This is a genomic window from Desulfolutivibrio sulfodismutans DSM 3696 (genome assembly GCF_013376455.1).
Classification (GTDB): Bacteria; Desulfobacterota; Desulfovibrionia; order Desulfovibrionales; family Desulfovibrionaceae; genus Desulfolutivibrio; species Desulfolutivibrio sulfodismutans.
On record NZ_CP045504.1, the window covers coordinates 2,901,215 to 2,920,837 of the forward strand.

General features: G+C 64.8%; 19 protein-coding genes. 16 read left to right on the forward strand and 3 right to left on the reverse strand.

What is annotated here, in order from left to right:
* Positions 1–9: 9 nt before the first annotated feature.
* From GD606_RS13210 to fliQ, 16 genes are all read left to right on the forward strand, one after another.
* A complete protein-coding gene (locus tag GD606_RS13210) occupies positions 10–1,389 on the forward strand; it encodes a Ni/Fe hydrogenase subunit alpha (RefSeq protein ID WP_163301595.1) in 1,380 nt (459 codons plus the stop codon).
* A gap of 384 nt (positions 1,390–1,773) precedes the next feature.
* Positions 1,774–3,441, forward strand: a complete 1,668-nt coding sequence (gene ilvD, locus GD606_RS13215) for a dihydroxy-acid dehydratase (protein ID WP_163301594.1) — start codon at positions 1,774–1,776, stop codon at positions 3,439–3,441.
* 75 nt (positions 3,442–3,516) lie between these two features.
* The gene (locus GD606_RS13220) at positions 3,517–5,055 is read left to right on the forward strand and encodes a sigma-54-dependent transcriptional regulator (protein WP_163301593.1); all 1,539 of its coding nucleotides are present in this window, start codon (positions 3,517–3,519) and stop codon (positions 5,053–5,055) included.
* A 332-nt stretch (positions 5,056–5,387) separates the two neighbouring features.
* Positions 5,388–6,752 carry a TrkH family potassium uptake protein gene (locus GD606_RS13225; protein WP_163301592.1) on the forward strand — a complete coding sequence of 455 codons (1,365 nt, stop codon included), beginning with the start codon at positions 5,388–5,390 and terminating at the stop codon, positions 6,750–6,752.
* Positions 6,753–6,828: 76 nt separating this feature from the next.
* On the forward strand, positions 6,829–7,482 hold the full coding sequence (locus GD606_RS13230; RefSeq protein ID WP_163301591.1) for a potassium channel family protein: 654 nt from the start codon (positions 6,829–6,831) through the stop codon (positions 7,480–7,482).
* Between the two features lie 149 nt (positions 7,483–7,631).
* The gene (gene obgE, locus GD606_RS13235) at positions 7,632–8,648 is read left to right on the forward strand and encodes a GTPase ObgE (protein WP_176629300.1); all 1,017 of its coding nucleotides are present in this window, start codon (positions 7,632–7,634) and stop codon (positions 8,646–8,648) included.
* A 238-nt stretch (positions 8,649–8,886) separates the two neighbouring features.
* Positions 8,887–9,930, forward strand: coding sequence for a dual-specificity RNA methyltransferase RlmN (rlmN, locus tag GD606_RS13240; protein WP_163303880.1), 1,044 nt, complete (start codon positions 8,887–8,889; stop codon positions 9,928–9,930).
* A 93-nt stretch (positions 9,931–10,023) separates the two neighbouring features.
* Complete coding sequence (gene hisI / locus GD606_RS13245) at positions 10,024–10,425, forward strand: phosphoribosyl-AMP cyclohydrolase (RefSeq protein WP_281362067.1); 402 nt, start codon at positions 10,024–10,026, stop codon at positions 10,423–10,425.
* 1 nt (position 10,426) lies between these two features.
* Positions 10,427–11,308 carry an ATP phosphoribosyltransferase gene (gene hisG, locus GD606_RS13250; protein ID WP_163303878.1) on the forward strand — a complete coding sequence of 294 codons (882 nt, stop codon included), beginning with the start codon at positions 10,427–10,429 and terminating at the stop codon, positions 11,306–11,308.
* A 159-nt stretch (positions 11,309–11,467) separates the two neighbouring features.
* Entirely contained in the window at positions 11,468–12,379 is a 912-nt protein-coding gene (gene era, locus GD606_RS13255) for a GTPase Era (protein WP_163303877.1), read from the forward strand.
* A gap of 58 nt (positions 12,380–12,437) precedes the next feature.
* Positions 12,438–13,136 (forward strand): YggS family pyridoxal phosphate-dependent enzyme, encoded by a 699-nt coding sequence (locus tag GD606_RS13260; RefSeq protein WP_176629301.1) that lies wholly within the window; start codon positions 12,438–12,440, stop codon positions 13,134–13,136.
* 58 nt (positions 13,137–13,194) lie between these two features.
* Positions 13,195–13,773: a flagellar basal body-associated FliL family protein gene (locus tag GD606_RS13265; protein ID WP_163303876.1), complete on the forward strand. Its 579-nt coding sequence runs from the start codon at positions 13,195–13,197 to the stop codon at positions 13,771–13,773.
* Positions 13,774–13,837: 64 nt separating this feature from the next.
* Positions 13,838–14,386: a flagellar motor switch protein FliN gene (gene fliN / locus GD606_RS13270; RefSeq protein WP_163303875.1), complete on the forward strand. Its 549-nt coding sequence runs from the start codon at positions 13,838–13,840 to the stop codon at positions 14,384–14,386.
* Entirely contained in the window at positions 14,379–14,735 is a 357-nt protein-coding gene (fliO, locus tag GD606_RS13275; RefSeq protein ID WP_246298791.1) for a flagellar biosynthetic protein FliO, read from the forward strand. The genes fliN and fliO overlap by 8 nt, the downstream gene beginning before the upstream one ends.
* Entirely contained in the window at positions 14,671–15,453 is a 783-nt protein-coding gene (gene fliP, locus GD606_RS13280) for a flagellar type III secretion system pore protein FliP (RefSeq protein WP_163303874.1), read from the forward strand. Before fliO ends, fliP begins: the two co-directional genes overlap by 65 nt.
* A gap of 29 nt (positions 15,454–15,482) precedes the next feature.
* On the forward strand, positions 15,483–15,752 hold the full coding sequence (fliQ, locus tag GD606_RS13285) for a flagellar biosynthesis protein FliQ (protein ID WP_163303873.1): 270 nt from the start codon (positions 15,483–15,485) through the stop codon (positions 15,750–15,752).
* Between the two features lie 222 nt (positions 15,753–15,974).
* Here the strand turns inward: fliQ and GD606_RS13290 are convergent, their stop codons facing one another.
* The 3 genes from GD606_RS13290 to GD606_RS13300 are packed head-to-tail and all read right to left on the reverse strand — an operon-like array spanning position 15,975 to position 19,576.
* The gene (locus GD606_RS13290) at positions 15,975–17,294 is read right to left on the reverse strand and encodes an HDIG domain-containing metalloprotein (protein ID WP_163303824.1); all 1,320 of its coding nucleotides are present in this window, start codon (positions 17,292–17,294) and stop codon (positions 15,975–15,977) included.
* Positions 17,291–18,634, reverse strand: coding sequence for a dihydroorotase (locus GD606_RS13295; RefSeq protein WP_163303823.1), 1,344 nt, complete (start codon positions 18,632–18,634; stop codon positions 17,291–17,293). Before GD606_RS13295 ends, GD606_RS13290 begins: the two co-directional genes overlap by 4 nt.
* A gap of 3 nt (positions 18,635–18,637) precedes the next feature.
* Positions 18,638–19,576: an aspartate carbamoyltransferase catalytic subunit gene (locus GD606_RS13300; protein ID WP_163303822.1), complete on the reverse strand. Its 939-nt coding sequence runs from the start codon at positions 19,574–19,576 to the stop codon at positions 18,638–18,640.
* Positions 19,577–19,623: the final 47 nt, after the last annotated feature.

The following is a 19,623-nucleotide window of genomic DNA, read 5'->3' on the forward strand; positions in this document are numbered from 1 at the left end:
GGAACGACCATGGCCAAGCCAGCCAAGGACAAAGCCGTGAGTACGGCCAAAAAGATCAATGTGCATTACCTGACCCGGGTGGAAGGCCACGGCAACATCATCGCCGAGGTGGACGAGGCCGGGACCGTGACCTCCTGCCGCTGGGAGGTGCCCGAGGCCCCGCGCTTTTTCGAGGCCATGATGCTCGGGCGTACCTATCACGATGTCCATCATATCGCCTCGCGCATCTGCGGCATCTGCTCCATCGGCCATCAGTTGGCCTCGCTCCAGGCCACGGAAGAGGCCCTGGGGGTCATGGTCTCGGAGCAGACGCTGATTCTGCGCAAGCTGGCCCTGCACGGCGAGAACATCCAAAGCCATCTGCTGCACGTCGGCTATCTGGTGCTTCCCGACCTTCTGGGGGTCGATTCGGTGATCCCCCTGGCCTCCACCCATCGCGAGGAACTGTTGCATCTGGTCAAGTCCCGGGCCATGTCCAACGAGTTCTGCCGTTTGGTGTCCGGACGCACCACCCATCCCCAGCGGCTCATGGTCGGCGGTATGGCCAAGTTGCCCAGCGAGGAGGATCTCCTCAAGCTTCGGGAAATCCTCGTCGGGGCCGTGCCCGAGATGCGGGCCGTGGTGGACCTCTTTGCGGCGGTCAAAGGCAATTTTCCCGATTTCACGCGGGAGACGGAATATGTGGGCCTGTCCTCGCCCTCGGAATACGGCCTGTATTGGGGCGAGGTGGCCTCGACGGCCGCCCCCAGGCGTCCGGCCGCGCTGTATCAGGACGTGGCCCGGGAATATTGCGTGCCGTCGTCCACGGCCAAATGGTCCAAGGGCGTGGAGGGGCCGTACATGGTCGGGGCTCTGGCCCGTTTCAACATCAACAGCGGCCAGCTCAACGCCTCCGGTCGCGAGGCGGCGGAAAAGCTCGGCCTGAAAGCACCGAGTTACAATCCGTATTACATATCGCTAGCGCAAGTCGTCGAGGTTGTTCATTCGATTGAAGATGCCATAACGCTTACGGACAGGCTTCTGGAGCGCGGGGTGCAGGCCGAAAAGCCGCAGGTCGTGCGGTGTGCGCCGGGTCGTGGCGTGGGCGCGGTGGAGGTGCCGCGCGGGCTTTTGTTCCACGCCTACGAATATGACGAAAACGGGCGGGTGACCCACGCCGACTGCGTGATTCCCACCAACCAGAACCATGCCAACATCCAGAAGGATCTGGAGGCCCTGACCCCGCTGATCGCCCGGGAGGACAAGGCCGCTGTGGAGCTCAAGCTCAGCATGCTGGTGCGGGCCTACGACCCGTGTATTTCCTGCTCCACGCACCGTTTGGACCTTTCGGAAGGCGAGGGGCTGGTGCGGTTCGTCCCGGCTGGAAAAGCCGGTCTGAAAGAGGGCTGACGCGGGATGCCGGGAGCTTCGCCCTGGTGTTCCCGGGGTTGGTCAGGCCGCCGCCGTGAGGAGTGGCGGGCGTTCAGAGCGGTTTGCGACTCGAATAGCGGATATTTTTGAGAGGACGGCGTCATGCTGCGGCCGGATGCGTGGCCGGGGCGGGAGGGCCCCTGTCGCGAGGTGCGGCCGCATCCCCGGGCCTGTATGGAATACCGGTGCGTTGCGCCGTGTTCCAGACGCGGGCGGCGGCCGTCCGGGCCTGGCTGCCCGTGATGCCAGGGCGTTTTCCCGGGCCAGGCAGCCCTTGCCTAAATCAACCCTTCTGTGGAATCCTTCCCCTCCCGAGACGCGATTGCGCCGAAACACCGTCCCGCCAAAGGAGGACGATCCGACATGCGTGGAAAACTCATGACCCAGGGCCTGGAGAAGGCCCCGCACCGCTCACTTTTACACGCCCTGGGACTGACCCGCGAGGAGATGGACCGGCCCCTGATCGGGGTGGTCAACGCCGCCAATGAGATCATTCCCGGCCATATCCACCTGAACACCCTGGCCGACGCGGTCAAGGCCGGAATCCGCATGGCCGGGGGCACCCCCATGGCCTTCCCGGCCATCGGGGTCTGCGACGGACTGGCCATGAACCACGCGGGCATGCGGTTTTCCCTGCCCAGCCGGGAGATCATCGCCGATTCCATCGAGATCATGGCCTCAGCCCACCCCTTCGACGCCCTGGTCATGATCCCCAACTGCGACAAGATCGTCCCGGCCATGCTCATGGCCATGCTGCGGCTGGACATCCCGGCCATCATGGTCAGCGGCGGCCCCATGCTGCCGGGGAAAGTCCGGGGCAAAAGCTGCGACCTGATCACGGTGTTCGAGGCCGTGGGCAAGGTCAGCCAGGGGAAGATGGAGGCGGAGGAACTGGCCGAGCTGGAAGAGTCGGCCTGCCCGGGCTGCGGCTCCTGCGCGGGCATGTTCACGGCCAATTCCATGAACTGTCTGTCCGAGAGCATCGGCCTGGCCCTGCCGGGCAACGGCACCATCCCGGCCGTCTCGGCCGCCCGGGTGCGGCTGGCCAAAAGGGCGGGCATGCAGGTCATGGACCTTCTGGCCAAAAAGATCACCCCGCGCATGATCGTCACCGAAAAAAGCGTGCATAACGCCATGGCCATGGACATGGCTCTGGGCTGCTCCACCAATACCGTGCTGCACCTTCCGGCCATTTTCGCCGAGGCCGCACTCGACGTGGACCTGACGGCCTTCGACGAGGTCAGCCGCAAGACCCCCAACCTGTGCAAGCTGTCCCCGGCTGGTCACCACTATCTGTCCGACCTGGATCAGGCCGGGGGGATACCGGCGGTCCTGGGGGCGTTGGCCGGGATGGGGCTGATTCATGAGGACGCCCTGACCGTGACCGGCAAGACCGTGGGCGAAAACCTGGCCGACCTGAAGGCCTGCGTGAAGGATCCGGACGTCATCCGGGTGGACGCCCCCTACAGCCCCGAGGGCGGCATCGCCATCCTGCGCGGCAACCTGGCCCCGGACGGCGGCGTGGTCAAACAATCGGCCGTAGCCCCGTCCATGATGCGCCGCACGGGACCGGCCCGGGTCTTCGACAGCGAGGAGGCGGCCATCCCGGTGATCCTGGCCGGAGGGATCAAGCCCGGGGACGTGGTGGTCATCCGCTATGAAGGCCCGAAGGGGGGACCGGGCATGCGTGAGATGCTCTCGCCCACCTCGGCCATCATGGGCATGGGTCTGGGCGGCGAGGTGGCCCTTCTGACCGACGGCCGCTTCAGCGGCGGCACGCGCGGCGCGGCCATCGGCCATATCTCTCCCGAGGCGGCCGAGGGCGGCCCCATCGCCCTGGTGGAGGAGGGCGACCTCATCGAGATCGACATTCCGAACCGCGTGCTGGCCCTCAATGTGTCTGACGAGGAACTGGCCCGGCGCCGGGCGGTCTGGGCCCCAAAACTCAAGAAAATCGATTCGCCGTTTCTGCGGCGCTATGTGAAGACGGTCATGTCTGCGGCCCATGGCGCACGCCACAAAAACGATTGAGGCAAAAGCGGGTCGCGGGGCTGCACGGGCGCGGCGTCGCGACCCGTCTGCGGGACAGGACGCAAACGGGGAAACATGGCCAGGCTTTTGCTTCTCGATGATGACGCGGTGTTTCGCGAAACCATGAGCCGGGTGTTGACGCGCATGGGCCATGACGTGGCCTGCGCGGAAAACCTCAAGGAGGGGCGCATCCGGCTATGGGCCGAACGCCCGGATGTGGTGTTCCTGGATCTGCGCCTGCCCGACGGGCACGGGTTGACGCTTATGCCCGATCTGAAGCAGGGCCTGGACGCGCCCGAGGTCATCATCGTCACCGGCGAGGAAGATCCCCGGGGCGCGGAACTGGCCATCAAAAGCGGGGCCTGGGACTATCTGCAAAAGCCCGTGACCCCGGCCTCCCTGGCCCTGCCCCTGGCCCGGGCCCTGGAATACCGGGCCCAGAAGGCCGCCAAGCGGCCCCGGGCCGTGCTCAAGCGCGAGGGCATCGTGGGCGGCAGCCGGGCCATCGAGGAATGCCTGGAACTGGTGGCCCAGGCCGCCGAATCCGATGCCGGGGTCTTGGTCACGGGGGAGACGGGAACGGGCAAGGAGCTTTTCGCCCGGGCCATCCACGCCAATTCCTTGCGCGCCAACAGCAATTTCGTGGTGGTGGACTGCGCCGCGCTCCCCGAAACCCTGGTGGAGAGCGTGCTCTTCGGCCACGTCAAGGGCGCGTTCACCGGAGCGGACAGGGACCGGGACGGCCTGTTCCGGCTGGCCGACGGGGGAACCCTGTTCCTGGACGAGATCGGGGAGTTGTCCCCGGCCATCCAGAAGGTGTTTCTGCGCGTGCTCCAGGACGGCCGGTTTCGGGCCGTGGGGGCCAAGCACGAATCCCAGAGCGATTTCCGGCTGGTGGCGGCCACCAACCGCGACCTGGGCATCATGGCCGAGCGGGGGGGCTTTCGCGAGGATCTGCTGTACCGCCTGAAGACCATGGTCATCTCCCTGCCGCCGCTGCGCATCCGGCCCGAGGATATCAAACCCCTGGCCATCCATCACATGAATCGGCTGTGCGAACGCTACCGCATCCACACCAAGGGGTTTTCCGAGGAATTTTTTGCGGCCCTGGCGACCCATGCCTGGCCTGGAAACGTGCGGGAGCTTTTCAACACCCTTGAGCGCGTACTGTTGCAGCACAGGGACCAGCCCGTGCTGTATCCCATGCATCTCCCCGACGATATCCGCATCCGGGCCATCCGCGCCGGCGCCGGGGGACGGCCGGGTGCGGCCACCCCCTCTGGTCAGGAGACGGGCGGGGCGGGCTGGGGCGATCCTGCCCAGGCTCGGGGCGGCGAAATGTCCGGCGAGGGCCTGAACGACCGTCAAGGTGAAGCCCCGGGAGATTCCCTTGCGTGGCAAAGCCGCGAAGGGGGGGATGCCGGTGGCCTGTCCGCGCCCATCAGCGCCTGGAAAAAATATCGCCGCATGGCCCTGGATGAGGCGGAACACCGGTATCTGCGGGAGCTTATGGCCGCTTCGGGGGGCAATGTGACCCGGGCCTCGGCCCTGTCGGGCCTTTCGCCCTCGCGGTTGTACGATCTTTTACGTAAATATGGTCTGGCCACCCGGTAGGGCGCAGCTCCATTTTTTCAGGAAGAAGTGGCGAAAAACCGGAATAGTGTTGGATCAGGGCGAGCGATCGCGGTGCAAAGAGAATGCATTGTTGGCTATCACGCTGAAATAATGTATTATTTATTCTGTTGAGCAGGCATGTGCCGGGTGGTACGAATTTTGGATTATAATTAAGAAGAGCAGACAATACCTCCCTATTGTTCTGACCTCTCCTTCAACTCCTGCGCGGGGGCCTTCATGGCCCCCCACCTTTTTTGGAGACCAGCCTTTCCGGGGCTATGTTTCCGGCCCGAGTTGGCGTATGGCACTTTAAGCCCGTGACGGGCATACCCATGTCCATCAAAAAGTTCCTTTCACCCCTGGCCCTGCCCATCTACGTTTTCGCTGCCGCCATAGTTCTTGGCGGGGTGCTGCTGTGCAGCCCTTTCAGCCATGCCGGGCCGGACGTCTCCTTCCTCGACGCCCTGTTCACCGCCACGTCGGCCACCTGCGTGACCGGTCTGGCCGTGGTGGACACCGGCACGGCCTATTCCACCTTCGGCCAGGTGGTCATCCTGCTGCTCATCCAACTCGGCGGTCTGGGCATCATGACCTACGCCAGCCTTTTTTTCTATCTGTGGCGGCGCAGGGTCTCCCTCACCGACCACATCGCCGTGGGTCAAAGCCTGATGCAGGATCCGTCCTTTCACCTGGGGCATTTTCTGTTGCGTGTCGTGGCCTGCGTCGCGGTCATCGAAAGCGTCGGCGCCCTGGCCCTGCACCTCCTCGACCCGCAGGGCTTTTCCCCGTTCTCGGCGGTCTTCCACTCCGTCTCGGCCTTCTGCAACGCCGGGTTCGGTCTTTTTTCCGACAACCTCATGGGCTACCGGGGCAATGCGGGCGTCAATCTGGTCATCATGGCCCTGATCGTCCTGGGGGGTCTCGGTTTCACGGTCCTCGTGGAGATGTACCGCCTGGGACGGGAACGCCTGCGCCCCCGGGAACGACTGGTTCCCCGTCGCCGTCTCAGTTGGTATTCCCGCACGGTCCTCACCACCAGCGCCTTTTTGATCGCCATTGGCGCCGTCCTGCTGTTTATCGGCGAGATGAACACCGGTTCGGCCGGAACGGACAAGGCAGACGCCGTGCTGGCCGCCCTGTTTCAGTCCGTCACCTGCCGCACCGCAGGCTTCAACACCCTGGACATCGGGCATATGGGCGAGGCCTCCCTGATCATCATGATCCTTTTGATGTTCATCGGCGGTTCGCCGGGTTCCTGCGCCGGGGGCATCAAGACCACCACCTTCCGGGTGCTGGCCGCCTTCGGCCGGGCCCAGATGCGCGGCGGCAGGCAGGCGGTCATCGGCCGTTACGCCGTGGACGACGGCACCCTGAACCGGGCCATGACCCTGACCATCTTCGCCCTGGGGATTGTGCTCGCGGCCCTGCTTGTGCTGTGCTTCACCGAGGGGGCCACCATGGCCCACCACCTGGCCCCGGGGCGGTTCATGGACATTTTGTTCGAAGTGGTTTCGGCGTTTGGCACGGTGGGGCTTTCCACGGGCTTGACCCCGCATCTCACGCCCGCCGGGAAGATCGTGATCATCGTGCTGATGTTTGTGGGGCGGCTTGGCCCCATCGTGTTTTTATCCGTGCTCCAGGGGTTCCAGGAGCGTCCGCGCTACCAGTGGCCGGAGCAGGGCATGCTCATCGGGTAGCCGCCTCCGGCGTCGGGCGCGGGGGGCCTGTCTCCCGACCCGGGATTTTCCGGAAGAAAAGACGAGGAAAAACGCCATGGCCGTTTTGCAGATCGGCATTATAGGATTGGGGAAATTCGGCTATTATCTGGGGAAAAACCTTGTAGGCATGGGGCATCAGGTGCTCGGCCTGGACGCCGACCCGGAAAAGGTGCGGAACGCCCAAAACGTCCTCACCCAGGTCTATCAGTTGGAGGCCTCGGATAAAAAGGCCCTGGAACAGATCCGGGTCGCGGACATGGCCCACGTGGTGGTCAGCGTGGGGCACTCCATGGAGGCCAGCATCCTCATCTCCCTGTACCTCAAGGAGCTTGGGGCGTCGAAAATCTGGGTCAAGGCCGTGTCCACGGACCACGAGAAGATTCTGCGCCGCATCGGCGTGGACGAGGTGTTCATCCCCGAACGCTACGCCGCCAAGCAACTGGCCCACAGGCTGGCCAACCCGGGGCTGATCGAGTTTCTGCCCATGGACCAGCAGGTGGCCATCAAGGAACTGATCGTGGAGGCCTGGGCCGGGAAGACCCTGCGGCAACTGGCCCTGACCAACACGTACGGAGTCCAGGTCATCGCCTACCGCCTGCAGGGGGAGAAACACTACAGCTACATTCCCAAGGCCGACGAGCCTCTGCGCCAGGGCGATTTCCTGGTGGTGGTGGGCAATGAGAAAAAACTGAGCGACCTAAAGCCCTAGCGTCGCCCCGGCCCGTCTGGAACAGGGAATTTCCCAAGACGCCGCATCCGGCCATGCGCAGGCCGCTATTTTTTGGCGTTGGTTCATGAATCTTAACCATCACACGGCATTGTTCGCCAGCATCGCGAACAGGCCGTCAGGATATCTCCATGCGATTCGTTGATGAGGCGGTGATCACCGTCAGATCGGGCAAGGGCGGGGCCGGAAGCATTTCCTTTCGGCGGGAAAAATTCGTACCCCTGGGAGGCCCCGACGGCGGCGACGGCGGCAAGGGCGGCGACATGGTCTTTCGGGCCTCGGACAACCTGCTTACCCTCTACGATCTGCGCCTGAAGCGCATCTACGGGGCCAAAAACGGCAAGGGCGGCATGGGGCAGCAGCGCTACGGGGCCGCAGGGCCGGATCTGGTGGTGGATGTGCCCACGGGCACCCAGATTTACGAAATCGCCGAGGACGGTGCGGAAACCCTGGCCATGGATCTGGTGCGAAACGGCCAGACCTGGATCGCCTGCCAGGGCGGCCGCGGCGGCAAGGGCAACATGCACTTCGCCTCGGCCACCATGCGCGCCCCCCGGTTCGCCCAGCCCGGAGAGCCCGGCGAGGAAAAGAAACTGCGCCTGGAGCTTAAGGTGCTGGCCGACATCGGCATCATCGGCCTGCCCAACGCCGGAAAATCCACGCTCATCGCCGCCGTGTCCCACGCCAAGCCCAAGATCGCGCCCTATGCCTTCACCACCCTGTCCCCCAACCTGGGGGTCATCGAGGACGCCGAGGGACGGCGCATCGTCATGGCCGACATCCCCGGCCTCATCGAGGGGGCCCACCAGGGATTGGGGCTGGGGCACCAGTTCCTCAAGCATGTGGAGCGCACCAAGGCCCTGGTGCACCTCATGAGCGTGGAGGACATAAACCTAGACGACCCCATGGCCGGATTTGCCGTGGTGGACGAGGAACTGGCCCGCTTCGACCCGAAGCTGGCCGAGAGGCCGCAGATCCGGGTCTTGAACAAGATCGACCTGCTGGACGCCGAAACGCTGGCCGCCCTGCGGGCCGCCGTGCCTGGCGAGACCTTGCTGGCGTCGGCCCGGGACCGGATCGGCCTTGACTCGGTGCTTTTGGCCATGAGTGCGATGGTCTATCCGGAAGGGGAGGAGGGGGAGGGATAGGAGATTTTCCGGGGGGAACCTTTTTTGAAAAAAAGGTTCCCCCCGGACCCCCTTCCAAAAAACTTTGACGCGCTTCGCGTCCGCGTGCGGGAGAACGCATGTTCTCCGGCCAGCCTGATCCCGGGCGTCCCCCCGGCGGCGCGAAGCGCCGCCGGGGGGACGCCCGGGAAATCAGGGGGTCCGGGGGAAATGATTTCCCCCGGGCGGGGTTCGGGGCGGCAGCCCCGAGGGGCAACGCATGACGACGCCTGTGAACCTGATCGACCTGTCCTTCCACGAGCTGGAGGCCTTTTTGACCGCCATGGGCGAGGCCCCGTACCGGGCCCGCCAGATATGGCAATGGCTGTGGCAGAAAGGCTGCCGGGACATCGCCGCCTTTTCCGACGTGGCCAAGTCCCTGCGGGCCGCGCTGGCCGAGCGGGCCGAGGTCCGCTGGCCCGAGGTGGTCCGGGAGCAGGCCTCGCGCGACGGCACGGCCAAGTTCCTGTTGCGCCTGGCCGACGGCGAGGCCGTGGAGACCGTGCTCATCCCGGAAAAGGACCATTACACCCAATGCCTGTCCACCCAGGCCGGGTGCGCCCTGGGGTGCACCTTCTGCGCCACGGGAAGGATGGGGTTTCGCCGCAACCTGACCCCTGGGGAGATCCTCGGGCAGATCCTGGTGGCCCGGCAGTGGCTTTGGGACCGGCAGTCCGCCCTGGCCCTGCGCAACCTGGTGTTCATGGGCATGGGCGAACCGCTTTTGAACTATGACAATCTCCTGCAGGCCCTGGAAGCCCTGCACCATCCCCAGGGCCTGGACTTCTCCAGCCGCCGCATCACCCTGTCCACGGCCGGGATCGTCAAGAACCTGCTGGCCTTCGGGGCCACGGGCCTGGGATCGCTGGCCGTGTCCCTGCACGCCCCCAACCAGGAGCTTCGGGCCGAGATCATGCCCGTGGCCCGGTCCACGCCCCTTTCCGAGCTCATGGCGGCCCTCAAAGACTATCCGCTCAAGCCCCGGGAGCGGCTGACCTTCGAATATCTGCTTTTGGACGGGGTCAACGACTCCCCGGCCCAGGCCAGGGAACTGGTGCGGCTTTTGTCCCACGTCAAGGCCAAGGTGAATCTCATCGCGTTCAACCCCGTGCCGGGCATTCCGTATGGCGCGCCGAGTCCGGCCCGGGTGGAGGCGTTTCAGGACGTCTTGCGCCAAAAGGGCCTCACGGCCACCCTGCGCAAGTCCAAGGGCGCGGACATCGCGGCGGCCTGCGGGCAGTTGCGCAACGAGGGAGTGGCGTAAAAGTCCCGCCCCGACATCGTGACAAAGCGGCCACGCATCCGTCACCTGCGCCCCTTGTGCCCGGCCGCGCTTTTCACTACAAAGACCTTCCCCATTTTCGCGGAAAAAAGGAACTCCGTCATGTCCCGACCCGATTTCGCCAAGTGCAAAGGACTTGTCCCCTGCATCGCCCAGGAGGCCGACACGGGCGAGGTGCTCATGCTCGCCTATATGAACGAGGAGGCCTGGGAAAAAACCCTGGCCACGGGCGAGGTCCATTACTACAGCAGAAGCCGCAACGCCCTGTGGCGAAAGGGCGGCACCTCGGGCCACGTCCAGAAGGTCAAAAGCATACGCCTGGACTGCGACAAGGACACGGTCCTGGTCCTGGTGGAGCAGCTTGGCGGCGCGGCCTGCCACACGGGCTACAAAAGCTGCTTTTTCACGGAAATCGCCCCGGACGGCGACCGCGTCTGTTCGCCGCTCATCTTCGATCCCAAGGAGGTCTACAAATAACATGACCCAGCCAAAAAAGCTCAAACTCGGCATCCCCAAGGGCTCTCTCCAGGACGCCACCATCGCCCTGTTCGAAAAGTCCGGATGGAAGATCCGGATGCACCACCGCAACTATTTCCCCGAGATCAACGACCCGGACATCCAGTGCAGCATGTGCCGGGCCCAGGAGATGTCGCGCTACGTGGAGACCGGCACCCTTGATGCGGGCCTGACCGGCAAGGACTGGATCCTGGAGAACAATTCCGACGTGGTGGTGGTGTCCGACCTGGTCTATTCCAAGGTCAGCAACCGCCCGGCCCGCTGGGTGCTGGCCGTGGCCGCCGACTCGCCGTATCGCCGTCCCCAGGATCTGGCCGGAAAGAAAATCGCCACGGAGTTGGTGAGCTTCACCAAATCCTATTTCGAGGCCGCCGAGGTGCCCGTGGCCGTGGAATTCTCCTGGGGCGCCACCGAGGCCAAGGTGGTCGAGGGCCTGGCTGACGCCATCGTGGAGGTCACCGAGACCGGCACCACCATCAAGGCCCACGGCCTGCGCATCATCGCCGAACTGCTTCAGACCAACACCCGGCTCATCGCCAACAAGGCCGCCTGGGAAGATCCCTTCAAGCGTAAAAAGATCGAAAACCTGGACATGCTCCTGCAGGGAGCGTTGCGGGCCGAAAGCCTGGTGGGGCTCAAGATGAACGTGCCCGAGGAAAAGATGCCCGCCATCATGAACCTTTTGCCCAGTCTCACCGCGCCCACCGTGGCCAACCTGTACAACAAGGACTGGCTGTCCGTGGAGATCGTGGTCTCCGAGAGCCTGGTGCGCGACCTGATCCCCAAGCTGCACGAGCTCGGGGCCGAAGGCATCATCGAATATTCCCTGAACAAGGTCATCTAGTTCCGCGTCCGAAAAAAAGCCGAGCCCGGGAGGGAGCATCCCTCCCGGGCTTTTTTTCGCCCACCGGCCCGGATTCCCGCTTGCCCGCGTGACGTTTTTCGAGAACAACCGTTTTCAGGGCGGACATTCCGCCCCAAGCCCTTTTGCCCGGAGAATCCCATGTCCCACCGCTTTGGCCACGTGGCCGTCCTCGGCCCCACCAACGCCGGAAAATCCACCTTCCTCAACCGCGTGATCGGCCAGAAAATTTCCATCGTCTCGCCCAAGCCCCAGACCACCCGCAACCGCATCACCGGCATCCTGACCACGGAGCAGGCCCAGGTCGTCTTTCTGGACACCCCGGGCCTGCATCGCCAAAGCCGGGGCATAAGCCCGCTGCTTTTGCGCTCGGCCTGGAACGCCCTGCCCATGGCCGACGTGGCCCTGCTCTTTTTCGACGCCCGGGCCCTGGCCCCAAAGCCCAATCTGCTGGAGGCCGAGGCCCGGCCCCTGGCCAAGGCCCTGGGCGGCGACCCCATGCCCGTGATCGTGGCCTTAAACAAGGTGGATGCGGTGCGCCCCAAGGAGCGCCTGTTGCCGCTGCTCAAGGAGATGGCCCTGATCTTCCCCCAGGCCGAGGTGTTTCCCATAAGCGCCTTGTCGGGACAGGGCGTGGACGAGGTGGTGGCGGCCGTGGCCGCACGCCTGCCCGAGGGGCCGCCCCAGTACGGCGAAGACGAGATCACCACCGCGCCCGTGCGATTCATGGCCGCCGAGGCCGTGCGCGAGAAGCTTTTTCTGGCCCTGGGCCAGGAGCTGCCGTACGGCGTGGCCGTGGAGATCGAGTCCTGGGATGAGCAGACAAATCCGGCCATGCCCCACATTTCCGCCGTGATCTACGTGCCCCGGACAACGCATAAGGGCATCGTCATCGGCAAGGGCGGGGAGATGCTCAAAAAGGTGGGCTCCGAGGCCCGGGCCGAGATCGAGGAGCTTGTGGGCGGACGGGTGCATCTGGAGTTGTGGGTCAAGGTCAAGCCGGATTGGCCCGGGGACAAGGGCTTCGTGCGCGAATTGGGACTTGGGGAATAGGGGCGCGGCGTTTCCCCGGGACGTTTTGTTTTGCCCCCGGATGTGCTAGCCTTTCGCCATGAACGATGATTTGAGCCTTGACGGACGCCTCGCCCGGGTCCGGGAGCGCATTGTCCGGGCCTGCGGAAAGGCGGGGCGCGATCCGGCCGGGGTGACCCTGGTGGCGGTGTCCAAGTTTCATCCGGCGGAGGCTGTGGCGGCCTTGCGGGCGTGCGGACAGCGGATTTTCGGCGAGAGCTACGTGCAGGAGGCCCTGCCCAAGATGGAGGCTCTGGCGGATGCGGGCATCCAGTGGCACTTCATCGGACGATTGCAGAAAAACAAGGCCAAGTTCGCCGTGGGCCGCTTTGCCCTGATCCATACCGTGGACTCGGTGGAATTGGCCCGGACTTTGCAAAATAAAGCCCTGGCCGCCAGCGTGGTGCAGCCGGTGCTCATCCAGGTCAACGTGGACGACGAGCCGCAAAAGGCGGGCGTGGCCGCGTCCCTGGCCCCGGAACTGGCCGAGGCCGTGGTCGGCATGGCCAACCTGGACCTTCAGGGGCTCATGGTCCTGCCCCGGGCCCTGGACGACCCCCAGGCGGCGCGTCCGGCCTTCGCCGCCCTGCGCGTCCTGCGCGACGCCTTGGCGACGCGCCTGGGGCGGGCCTTGCCGGTCTTGTCCATGGGCATGAGCGGCGACCTGGAGCCTGCCGTGGAGGAAGGGGCCACCCACGTCCGGATTGGGACGGATATTTTTGGCCCGCGCCACGCCTGAGCGTGCGGCGCGCCGCCGTACACCCGTCTGACGCGGGACAGCCCGGGAGAAGAGGACGATGGCCGAAGAAATTGAAGGCGGAAAGAAAAAATCCGGCTTGCTCAAATGGATCATCCTGGCCGTTTTGCTGTTGCTGTTGGCCGGAGGGGGCTATTTCGCCTATCTGAAGTTTTTCGTGGCCGCCCCGGCCGAGACCCCGCCCACGGCCCCGGCCGAGGGGGGGGAGGCGCCCGGGCATGCCGAACCGGCCGCCGAGGCCCCCGCCAAGGAGGAGGCCCACGGAGAGGCCGCGTCCGGCCATGGCGGTTCCGACGGGCATGGCGGCGGCAAGGCCGCCCCGGCGCAATCCCTGGTCACCGTTCCCACGTTTGTGGTCAATCTGGCCGATCCCTCGGGGCGGCGGTATCTGAAGCTCTCCATGGACCTGGAGGTCAAGGGCGGGCCTGAGGCCATCCAGGGGTCCATGTCCAAGATTCGCGACGCCCTGCTTATGCTTTTATCCTCCAAATCGGTGGAGGAGCTGGCCGGGGTGGAAGGCAAGATCATCCTGCGCAAGGATGTGGCCGACCGGATCAACCAAGTGCTTGGCAAGCCGGTGGTCCTGCGCGTGTATTTCACAGATTTCGTGATTCAGTAGGCAACGCGGCGGTGGCGGCGTGACCGCGCCGGAAACCTGCAATCCGAACGAGAGGCGACGACGCATGGGCTCAGACGATCAGGATCAAGACCAGCTGGCCGCCGAATGGGCCGCCGCCCTGGCTGAACAGGAAAACGAGGACGAGGACGCTGCGCCTGCTGCGGGTGGCAAGGCGGCCTCTTCGGGGACGGACGCCGCCTTGGCCGATGAATGGGCCGCCGCCCTGGCCGACGAGGAGGAGCAGCACCTCAAGAAGGAACGGGAGCAGGAGCAGTTTTCGCGTCAAAGCCACACGGCCCAGTTCAAGGATTTGACGCAGGACGCCAAGGCCCCCCGGGCCGAAGGCGGCGCCAGGCGCGACCTGGATTTCATCCTGGACATCCCCCTGGACGTCTCCGCCGAACTGGGGCGCACCAAGCTCCTTATCAACGAGTTGTTGCAGCTTGGGCAGGGTTCGGTCATTGAGCTCAACAAGCTGGCGGGCGAGCCGCTGGAGATCTACGTCAACGGCAAGCTTGTGGCCCGGGGCGAGGCCGTGGTCATCAACGAAAAATTCGGCGTGCGCCTAACCGACATCATAAGCCCCATCGAGAGGGTCAAACAGCTTGCCTGACGCCGCCGCCCAGTCCGCCTACGGGCTTTCTTCCGTGGCCGCCCAGATGGCCCTGGCGCTGTTGCTGCTCCTGGGCGTCATTTTAGCGGCCTTTTACGTCCTGCGGCGTTTCGGCCCGCGCCTGGGGCTGCCCCTGGCCAGAAAGAACACCGGCCTGACCTTTGAGGGGCAACTGGCTCTTGGGCCCAAGCGGAGTGTTGTGTTGGTCCGGTTCTTGAATAAGGTCATGGTGCTCGGCGTCACCGAGCAGTCCATCAACCTGTTGACCGAGATCGATGACAACCATGACCGGGAAACCGACTTTGCCGCAGTCCTCGAAAAGGCCGATCCTCCGGACAGTTCTCCTTAGCCTTCTCCTGCTTCTGCCGACCGCTGCCCTGGCCCAGGACATGCCGTCGCTGACGCTCAACCTGTCCGCCGGGCAGGCCGAACCGGCCCGGGTCTCCACCCTTCTCGAAATCCTCATGCTCCTGACGGTGCTTTCCCTGGCTCCGTCCATCGTGCTCACGGTCACCTCGTACACCCGCATCATCATCACCTTTTCCTTCCTGCGCCAAGCCATGGGCACGGCCCAGATGCCCCCCAACCAGATTTTGGCCAGCCTGGCCATCTTCATGACCGTGGTCATCATGTACCCCGTGGGAAAACAGATCAACGACGAGGCCTTGCAGCCCTATATGCGCGAGGAAATTTCTCTCCAGGACGCCGCAAAAAAGGCCGAGGTTCCCCTGCGCGCCTTCCTCTTCAAGCACACCCGGGAGAAGGATCTCTCCATCTTCTACACCATCACCAAGATGGAGCGGCCTGACAACCGCGATCAGGTGCCGACCATCATGCTCGCCGCCGCCTACATGATCAGCGAGCTCAAGACCGGCTTCACCATCGGCTTTCTCATCTACATCCCGTTTCTGGTCCTGGACATGGTGATCTCCAGCATTCTTTTGGCCATGGGCATGATGATGCTGCCCCCGGCCATGGTGTCCATGCCGTTTAAGCTGCTCCTTTTCATCCTGGTGGACGGCTGGACGCTTCTGACCGGCTCCCTGGTCAACAGCTTCGCCCTTTGACAGGCCATATGGCCGAAAGGAACATCCTCATGACCCCGGAAACCGTTATCGCCATCGCCCGCGAGGCCATCGAGCTGGCCCTGTTCATGGCCTTGCCCATGCTGGCCGTGAGCCTCGTGGTGGGCGTGTTCGTGAGCATCCTGCAATCCGCCACCCAGATCCAGGAGATGACGCTCACCTTCGTGCCCAAGATCCTGTCCATGTTTCTGGCCCTTTTGCTGGCCTTCCCCTGGCTCATGGACAAGATGGTCACCTATACCCGCGAACTGTTTCTCAACCTGCCGAACTACATCCGCTAGCCCCGCGACCTCGACTGGGGGCTTTGGCCGCACCACCCGTAGGCGTGGGCCGCAGCGTCTCATTTTTTGAGAAAATGAAGCTGGCGGGGTTTAAACCCCGCTGGCGTCGGAAACCATCGCCGTGATGAGGAGGGGGGGGTGCCCGTGGGGGCGGGGAAGCGGCGTGTTTGCGGCCAGGCGGGCCGGGCAGGGGCGAGAACTCCCCCGCCCGGCCCGGGCGGTTTACAGGCTGTCGGCGGCGCTGTGCCGGGCGACGAAGGCCACGGCCTCGTCCACGCTGGTCACGTCGCCGGAAATCTGGGCCTTGAGCAGGGCGTCGCGCAGAAGCCCCACGGCGGGTCCGGGTTTGAGGCCCGTGAGCTGCATGATCCGGCCGCCGTTTAAAAGCGGCTCGAGCATGTCCTCCGGGGTGTCGGAGCGGTCGAGCATCTTCATGTTGTGGTTGAATTCCTTGTAGCTGCCGCCCCGGGCCTTGATGTCGGCGCGCACCATTTCGATCAGGCGCGGGTATTCGTCCAGGGCCTTGAAGCGGCGGATGCCCCGGTCGGTGAGCATGAAGTGGAAGCGCATGTGGTGGCGCACCAGAAAACACACCAGATCGACTTCCTCGGGCGGAAAGTGCAGCCGGGAGAGGATTTTGCGCGTGACTTTCGCGCCCACCCGGTGGTGCTGGTAGAAGGTCCAGCGGCCGTCGAAGAATTCCGCCGTGTGCAGCTTGCCCACGTCGTGGAACAGGCAGGCCAGGGCGCCGTACCAGTCGTAGGGCAGCTCCTGGGGATAGTGGGCCATGACGTCGAGGGTGTGGTCGAAAACGGTCTCTTCCTCGGTCTCGTTTTTCTGCTGCCGGATGCGGGCCATGGCCGCCAGTTCCGGGATGAGCCCGTGCAGGATCATGGATTCGTAGAGCAGCCTGACGAAGGCAGCCATGTTTTCGGCCTCGACCTTGCGCCATTCGTCGATGATGTCGTTGGTGGAGGCGTAATCGAGCACCCGGCGGGCGGCCCGTAAAATGGCCATCCAGGTGTTGTGTTCGATGGGCAGGTTGTAGTTGGCGGAAAAGCGCAGGGCCCGTACGGCGCGAAGATAGTTCTGGCGCAGGGTCTGGTCGGGGATGCCGACCAGGCGTATCTCGCCGGATTCCAGGTCCGCGAACCCGTCGTGGAGTTCCTTGGGGCGCGGCAGATAGGGGCAGGCCAGATGCAGGGGGATTTCCCCGGTGTCCTGGAGTTTTTTCAGGAGTCTCGGGGTGACCATGGCCACGCAGTCCTCGGGATGGGAGCCGTCCTCGGTGTCCGCCGGATAGAAGAAAATGATTCCCGACTCGGGACGAAAGACGGCGAAGGCCGTGTCGGTCTCGGTGGCCTCGACCGTGGGGAAGATCTTTTGCAGGTCGGGCAGGGACATGTCCGTGCAGATGTCGATCTCCACGCTCCCCTGGCCGTGGGCTTTGTCCTGCAACCGGGCGTTGACCACGTAGGCGTCGTAGCCGTTGCGCATAATGGTTTTGCACAGCGTCGCGGCTTCCTTGAAAGACGGATTCATGAACTCCTCCCGTGAGTGCGGCGGGATGCGGCCGCCGTGGCGGCCGGGGCGCATTCCCCGCGCGTGAAGACCGGTTGTCCCCCGATGTAAAGGGCCATGACCCGACCGGTCAGGGTGCGGCCCAGGCAGGGGGTGTTTTTCCCTTTGGAGAAAAGCGATTCCGGCGTGACCTTCCAGGCCTGGCGGGGATCAAACAGCACGAAATCGGCCGGATCGCCGGGCGTAAACGTATTGTGCGGCAGCTTGAAGAGGCGGGCCGGATTCGAGGAAAAAAGCCGCACGATGTCTGCGGCGTCGAGCATGCCCTTGTCCGTGAGCACAAACGACAGGGACAGCGCCGTCTCCAGGCCCGAGATGCCGCAGGGGGCCTCGCCGAAGGGCGTTTCCTTCTCGTGGGCGGCATGGGGGGCGTGGTCCGTGGCCAGGATGTCGATGACCCCTTCCCGTAGGGCCTGGATCAGCGCCAGCACGTCGTCCCGGGTGCGCAGCGGCGGGCTGACCTTGGCAAGGGTGTTGTAGCCCTCCACCTCGGCCTCGGTGAAATGCAGGTAATGGGGGCAGGTCTCGGCCGTGACCGGCACGCCCCGGGCCTTGGCCCGTTCGATGATTTCCACCGAGCGGCGGCAGCTCACATGCGCCAGATGGACGGGAATGCGCAGATAATCGGCCAGGAGCACGTCCCGGGCGACCTGGATGGCCTCGGCCACGTCGGGCTGGCCGGGCAGGCCCAGGCGCGAGGACACCCGCCCTTCGTTCATGCCCGCGCCCGGGGACATGGTGGGCTCCTCGCAGTGGTCGATGACGCGAAGTCCCAGGTCCCAGGCGTATTCCATGGCGTGGCGGAACAGTTCGGCGTCGGCCACGGGGCGGCCGTCGTTGGAGAAGGCCACGCATCCGGCCTGGGCCAGCTCGGCCATGGGGGCCAGTTCCTTGCCCAAAAGCCCCCTGGTCAGGGCCCCGATGGGAAAAAGGCGCGGGCCGCCCGGCCAGGTTTCGGCGGCGCGCTTGGTCATGTGTTCGGTGATGGAGGCCGTGTCGTTGACCGGGGAGGTATTGGCCATGCACATGACGTTGGAAAACCCCCCGGCGGCGGCCGCCGCCAGGCCCGAGGCGATGTCTTCCTTCCATTCCTGGCCGGGTTCGCGCAGATGGGCGTGGGCGTCGGTCAAGCCGGGCAAAAGCGTCAGGCCCCGGCCGTCGATGACCCGGGCGTTTTCGTAGGCGGTTCCGGGGGCGTGGGGCGACACGCCAAGGACGTGTCCCTTGCGGCATAACAGATCCACGGCATGGGGCGTCTCGGGAAGGATCAGGTTGGTGACGGCGAGATCGGGAAGGGCCACGGGCTACTCCTTGTCACCCCGGTCCTTGCGGGTGATGAAAAGGTGCAAAAGGGCCATGCGTACGGCCACGCCCGAGGCCACCTGGTCGAGAATGAGGCTTTGCCCCGCGTCGGCCAGCTCCGAGGAAATTTCAATGCCCCGGTTGATGGGGCCGGGGTGCAGCACCTTCACGTCCGGGTCGGCCCCGGTGAGCGTGGCCGAGGACAGGCAAAAACGCCCGGCGTATTCGCGCAGATCCGGCAACAGCCCGGCCTGCTGGCGCTCAAGCTGCAAACGCAGGCACATGACCGCGTGGGCCCCGGCCACGGCCTTTTTCAGGTCGGAATGGACCTCAACCCCCCAACCGTCTACCGAGGGCGGCAAAAGGGTGCGTGGCCCGCACAGGCGCACGTTGGCCCCGAGCATGGACAAAAGGATCACATTGGAGCGGGCCACCCGGCTGTGGGCGATGTCGCCCAGGATGCACACGGTCTTGTCCGCAAGCGTCCCCCACTTCTCCAGCAGGGTGAAGGCGTCGAGCAGGGCCTGGGTGGGGTGGGCGTGGCGGCCGTCGCCGGCGTTGATCACCGCACAGGACACCCGTTCGGCCACAAAGGCCGCCGCGCCGGATTCCCCGTGGCGGATGACGATGGCGTCTGGGTTCATGGCCAAAAGCGTGAGCACCGTGTCTTTGAGGCTTTCTCCCTTGACCAGGGAGCTGCCGGACTTGGTCAGGGCGAAGGTGTCGGCGGACAGGCGCTTCCCGGCCATGTCGAAGGAGGTCTTGGTGCGGGTGCTCGGTTCGGCGAAAAAAAGCACCACGCTTCGGCCCTTGAGCGTGGGCACCTTCTTGACCGGACGGGCATTGATCTCCCGAAACGAGGCGGCGGTCTTCATGACCACGGCCACATCGTCGCGGGAAAGCTGGGAAACGTCGAGCAGATCCTTGTGGGGCCAGCTCATGCGGGCTCCTTGTGGTCCTGGCGCGGAAAGGGAAACGGTTGTGTCGC

Coding starts and splice junctions, on each gene's coding strand:
- GD606_RS13210 (WP_163301595.1), top strand. CDS start 10: ATGGCCAAGCCAGCCAAGGACAAAGCCGTGAGTACGGCCAAAAAGATC.
- ilvD (WP_163301594.1), top strand. CDS start 1,774: ATGCGTGGAAAACTCATGACCCAGGGCCTGGAGAAGGCCCCGCACCGC.
- GD606_RS13220 (WP_163301593.1), top strand. CDS start 3,517: ATGGCCAGGCTTTTGCTTCTCGATGATGACGCGGTGTTTCGCGAAACC.
- GD606_RS13225 (WP_163301592.1), top strand. CDS start 5,388: ATGTCCATCAAAAAGTTCCTTTCACCCCTGGCCCTGCCCATCTACGTT.
- GD606_RS13230 (WP_163301591.1), top strand. CDS start 6,829: ATGGCCGTTTTGCAGATCGGCATTATAGGATTGGGGAAATTCGGCTAT.
- obgE (WP_176629300.1), top strand. CDS start 7,632: ATGCGATTCGTTGATGAGGCGGTGATCACCGTCAGATCGGGCAAGGGC.
- rlmN (WP_163303880.1), top strand. CDS start 8,887: ATGACGACGCCTGTGAACCTGATCGACCTGTCCTTCCACGAGCTGGAG.
- hisG (WP_163303878.1), top strand. CDS start 10,427: ATGACCCAGCCAAAAAAGCTCAAACTCGGCATCCCCAAGGGCTCTCTC.
- era (WP_163303877.1), top strand. CDS start 11,468: ATGTCCCACCGCTTTGGCCACGTGGCCGTCCTCGGCCCCACCAACGCC.
- GD606_RS13260 (WP_176629301.1), top strand. CDS start 12,438: ATGAACGATGATTTGAGCCTTGACGGACGCCTCGCCCGGGTCCGGGAG.
- GD606_RS13265 (WP_163303876.1), top strand. CDS start 13,195: ATGGCCGAAGAAATTGAAGGCGGAAAGAAAAAATCCGGCTTGCTCAAA.
- fliN (WP_163303875.1), top strand. CDS start 13,838: ATGGGCTCAGACGATCAGGATCAAGACCAGCTGGCCGCCGAATGGGCC.
- fliP (WP_163303874.1), top strand. CDS start 14,671: ATGACCGGGAAACCGACTTTGCCGCAGTCCTCGAAAAGGCCGATCCTC.
- fliQ (WP_163303873.1), top strand. CDS start 15,483: ATGACCCCGGAAACCGTTATCGCCATCGCCCGCGAGGCCATCGAGCTG.
- GD606_RS13290 (WP_163303824.1), bottom strand. CDS start 17,294: ATGAATCCGTCTTTCAAGGAAGCCGCGACGCTGTGCAAAACCATTATG.
- GD606_RS13300 (WP_163303822.1), bottom strand. CDS start 19,576: ATGAGCTGGCCCCACAAGGATCTGCTCGACGTTTCCCAGCTTTCCCGC.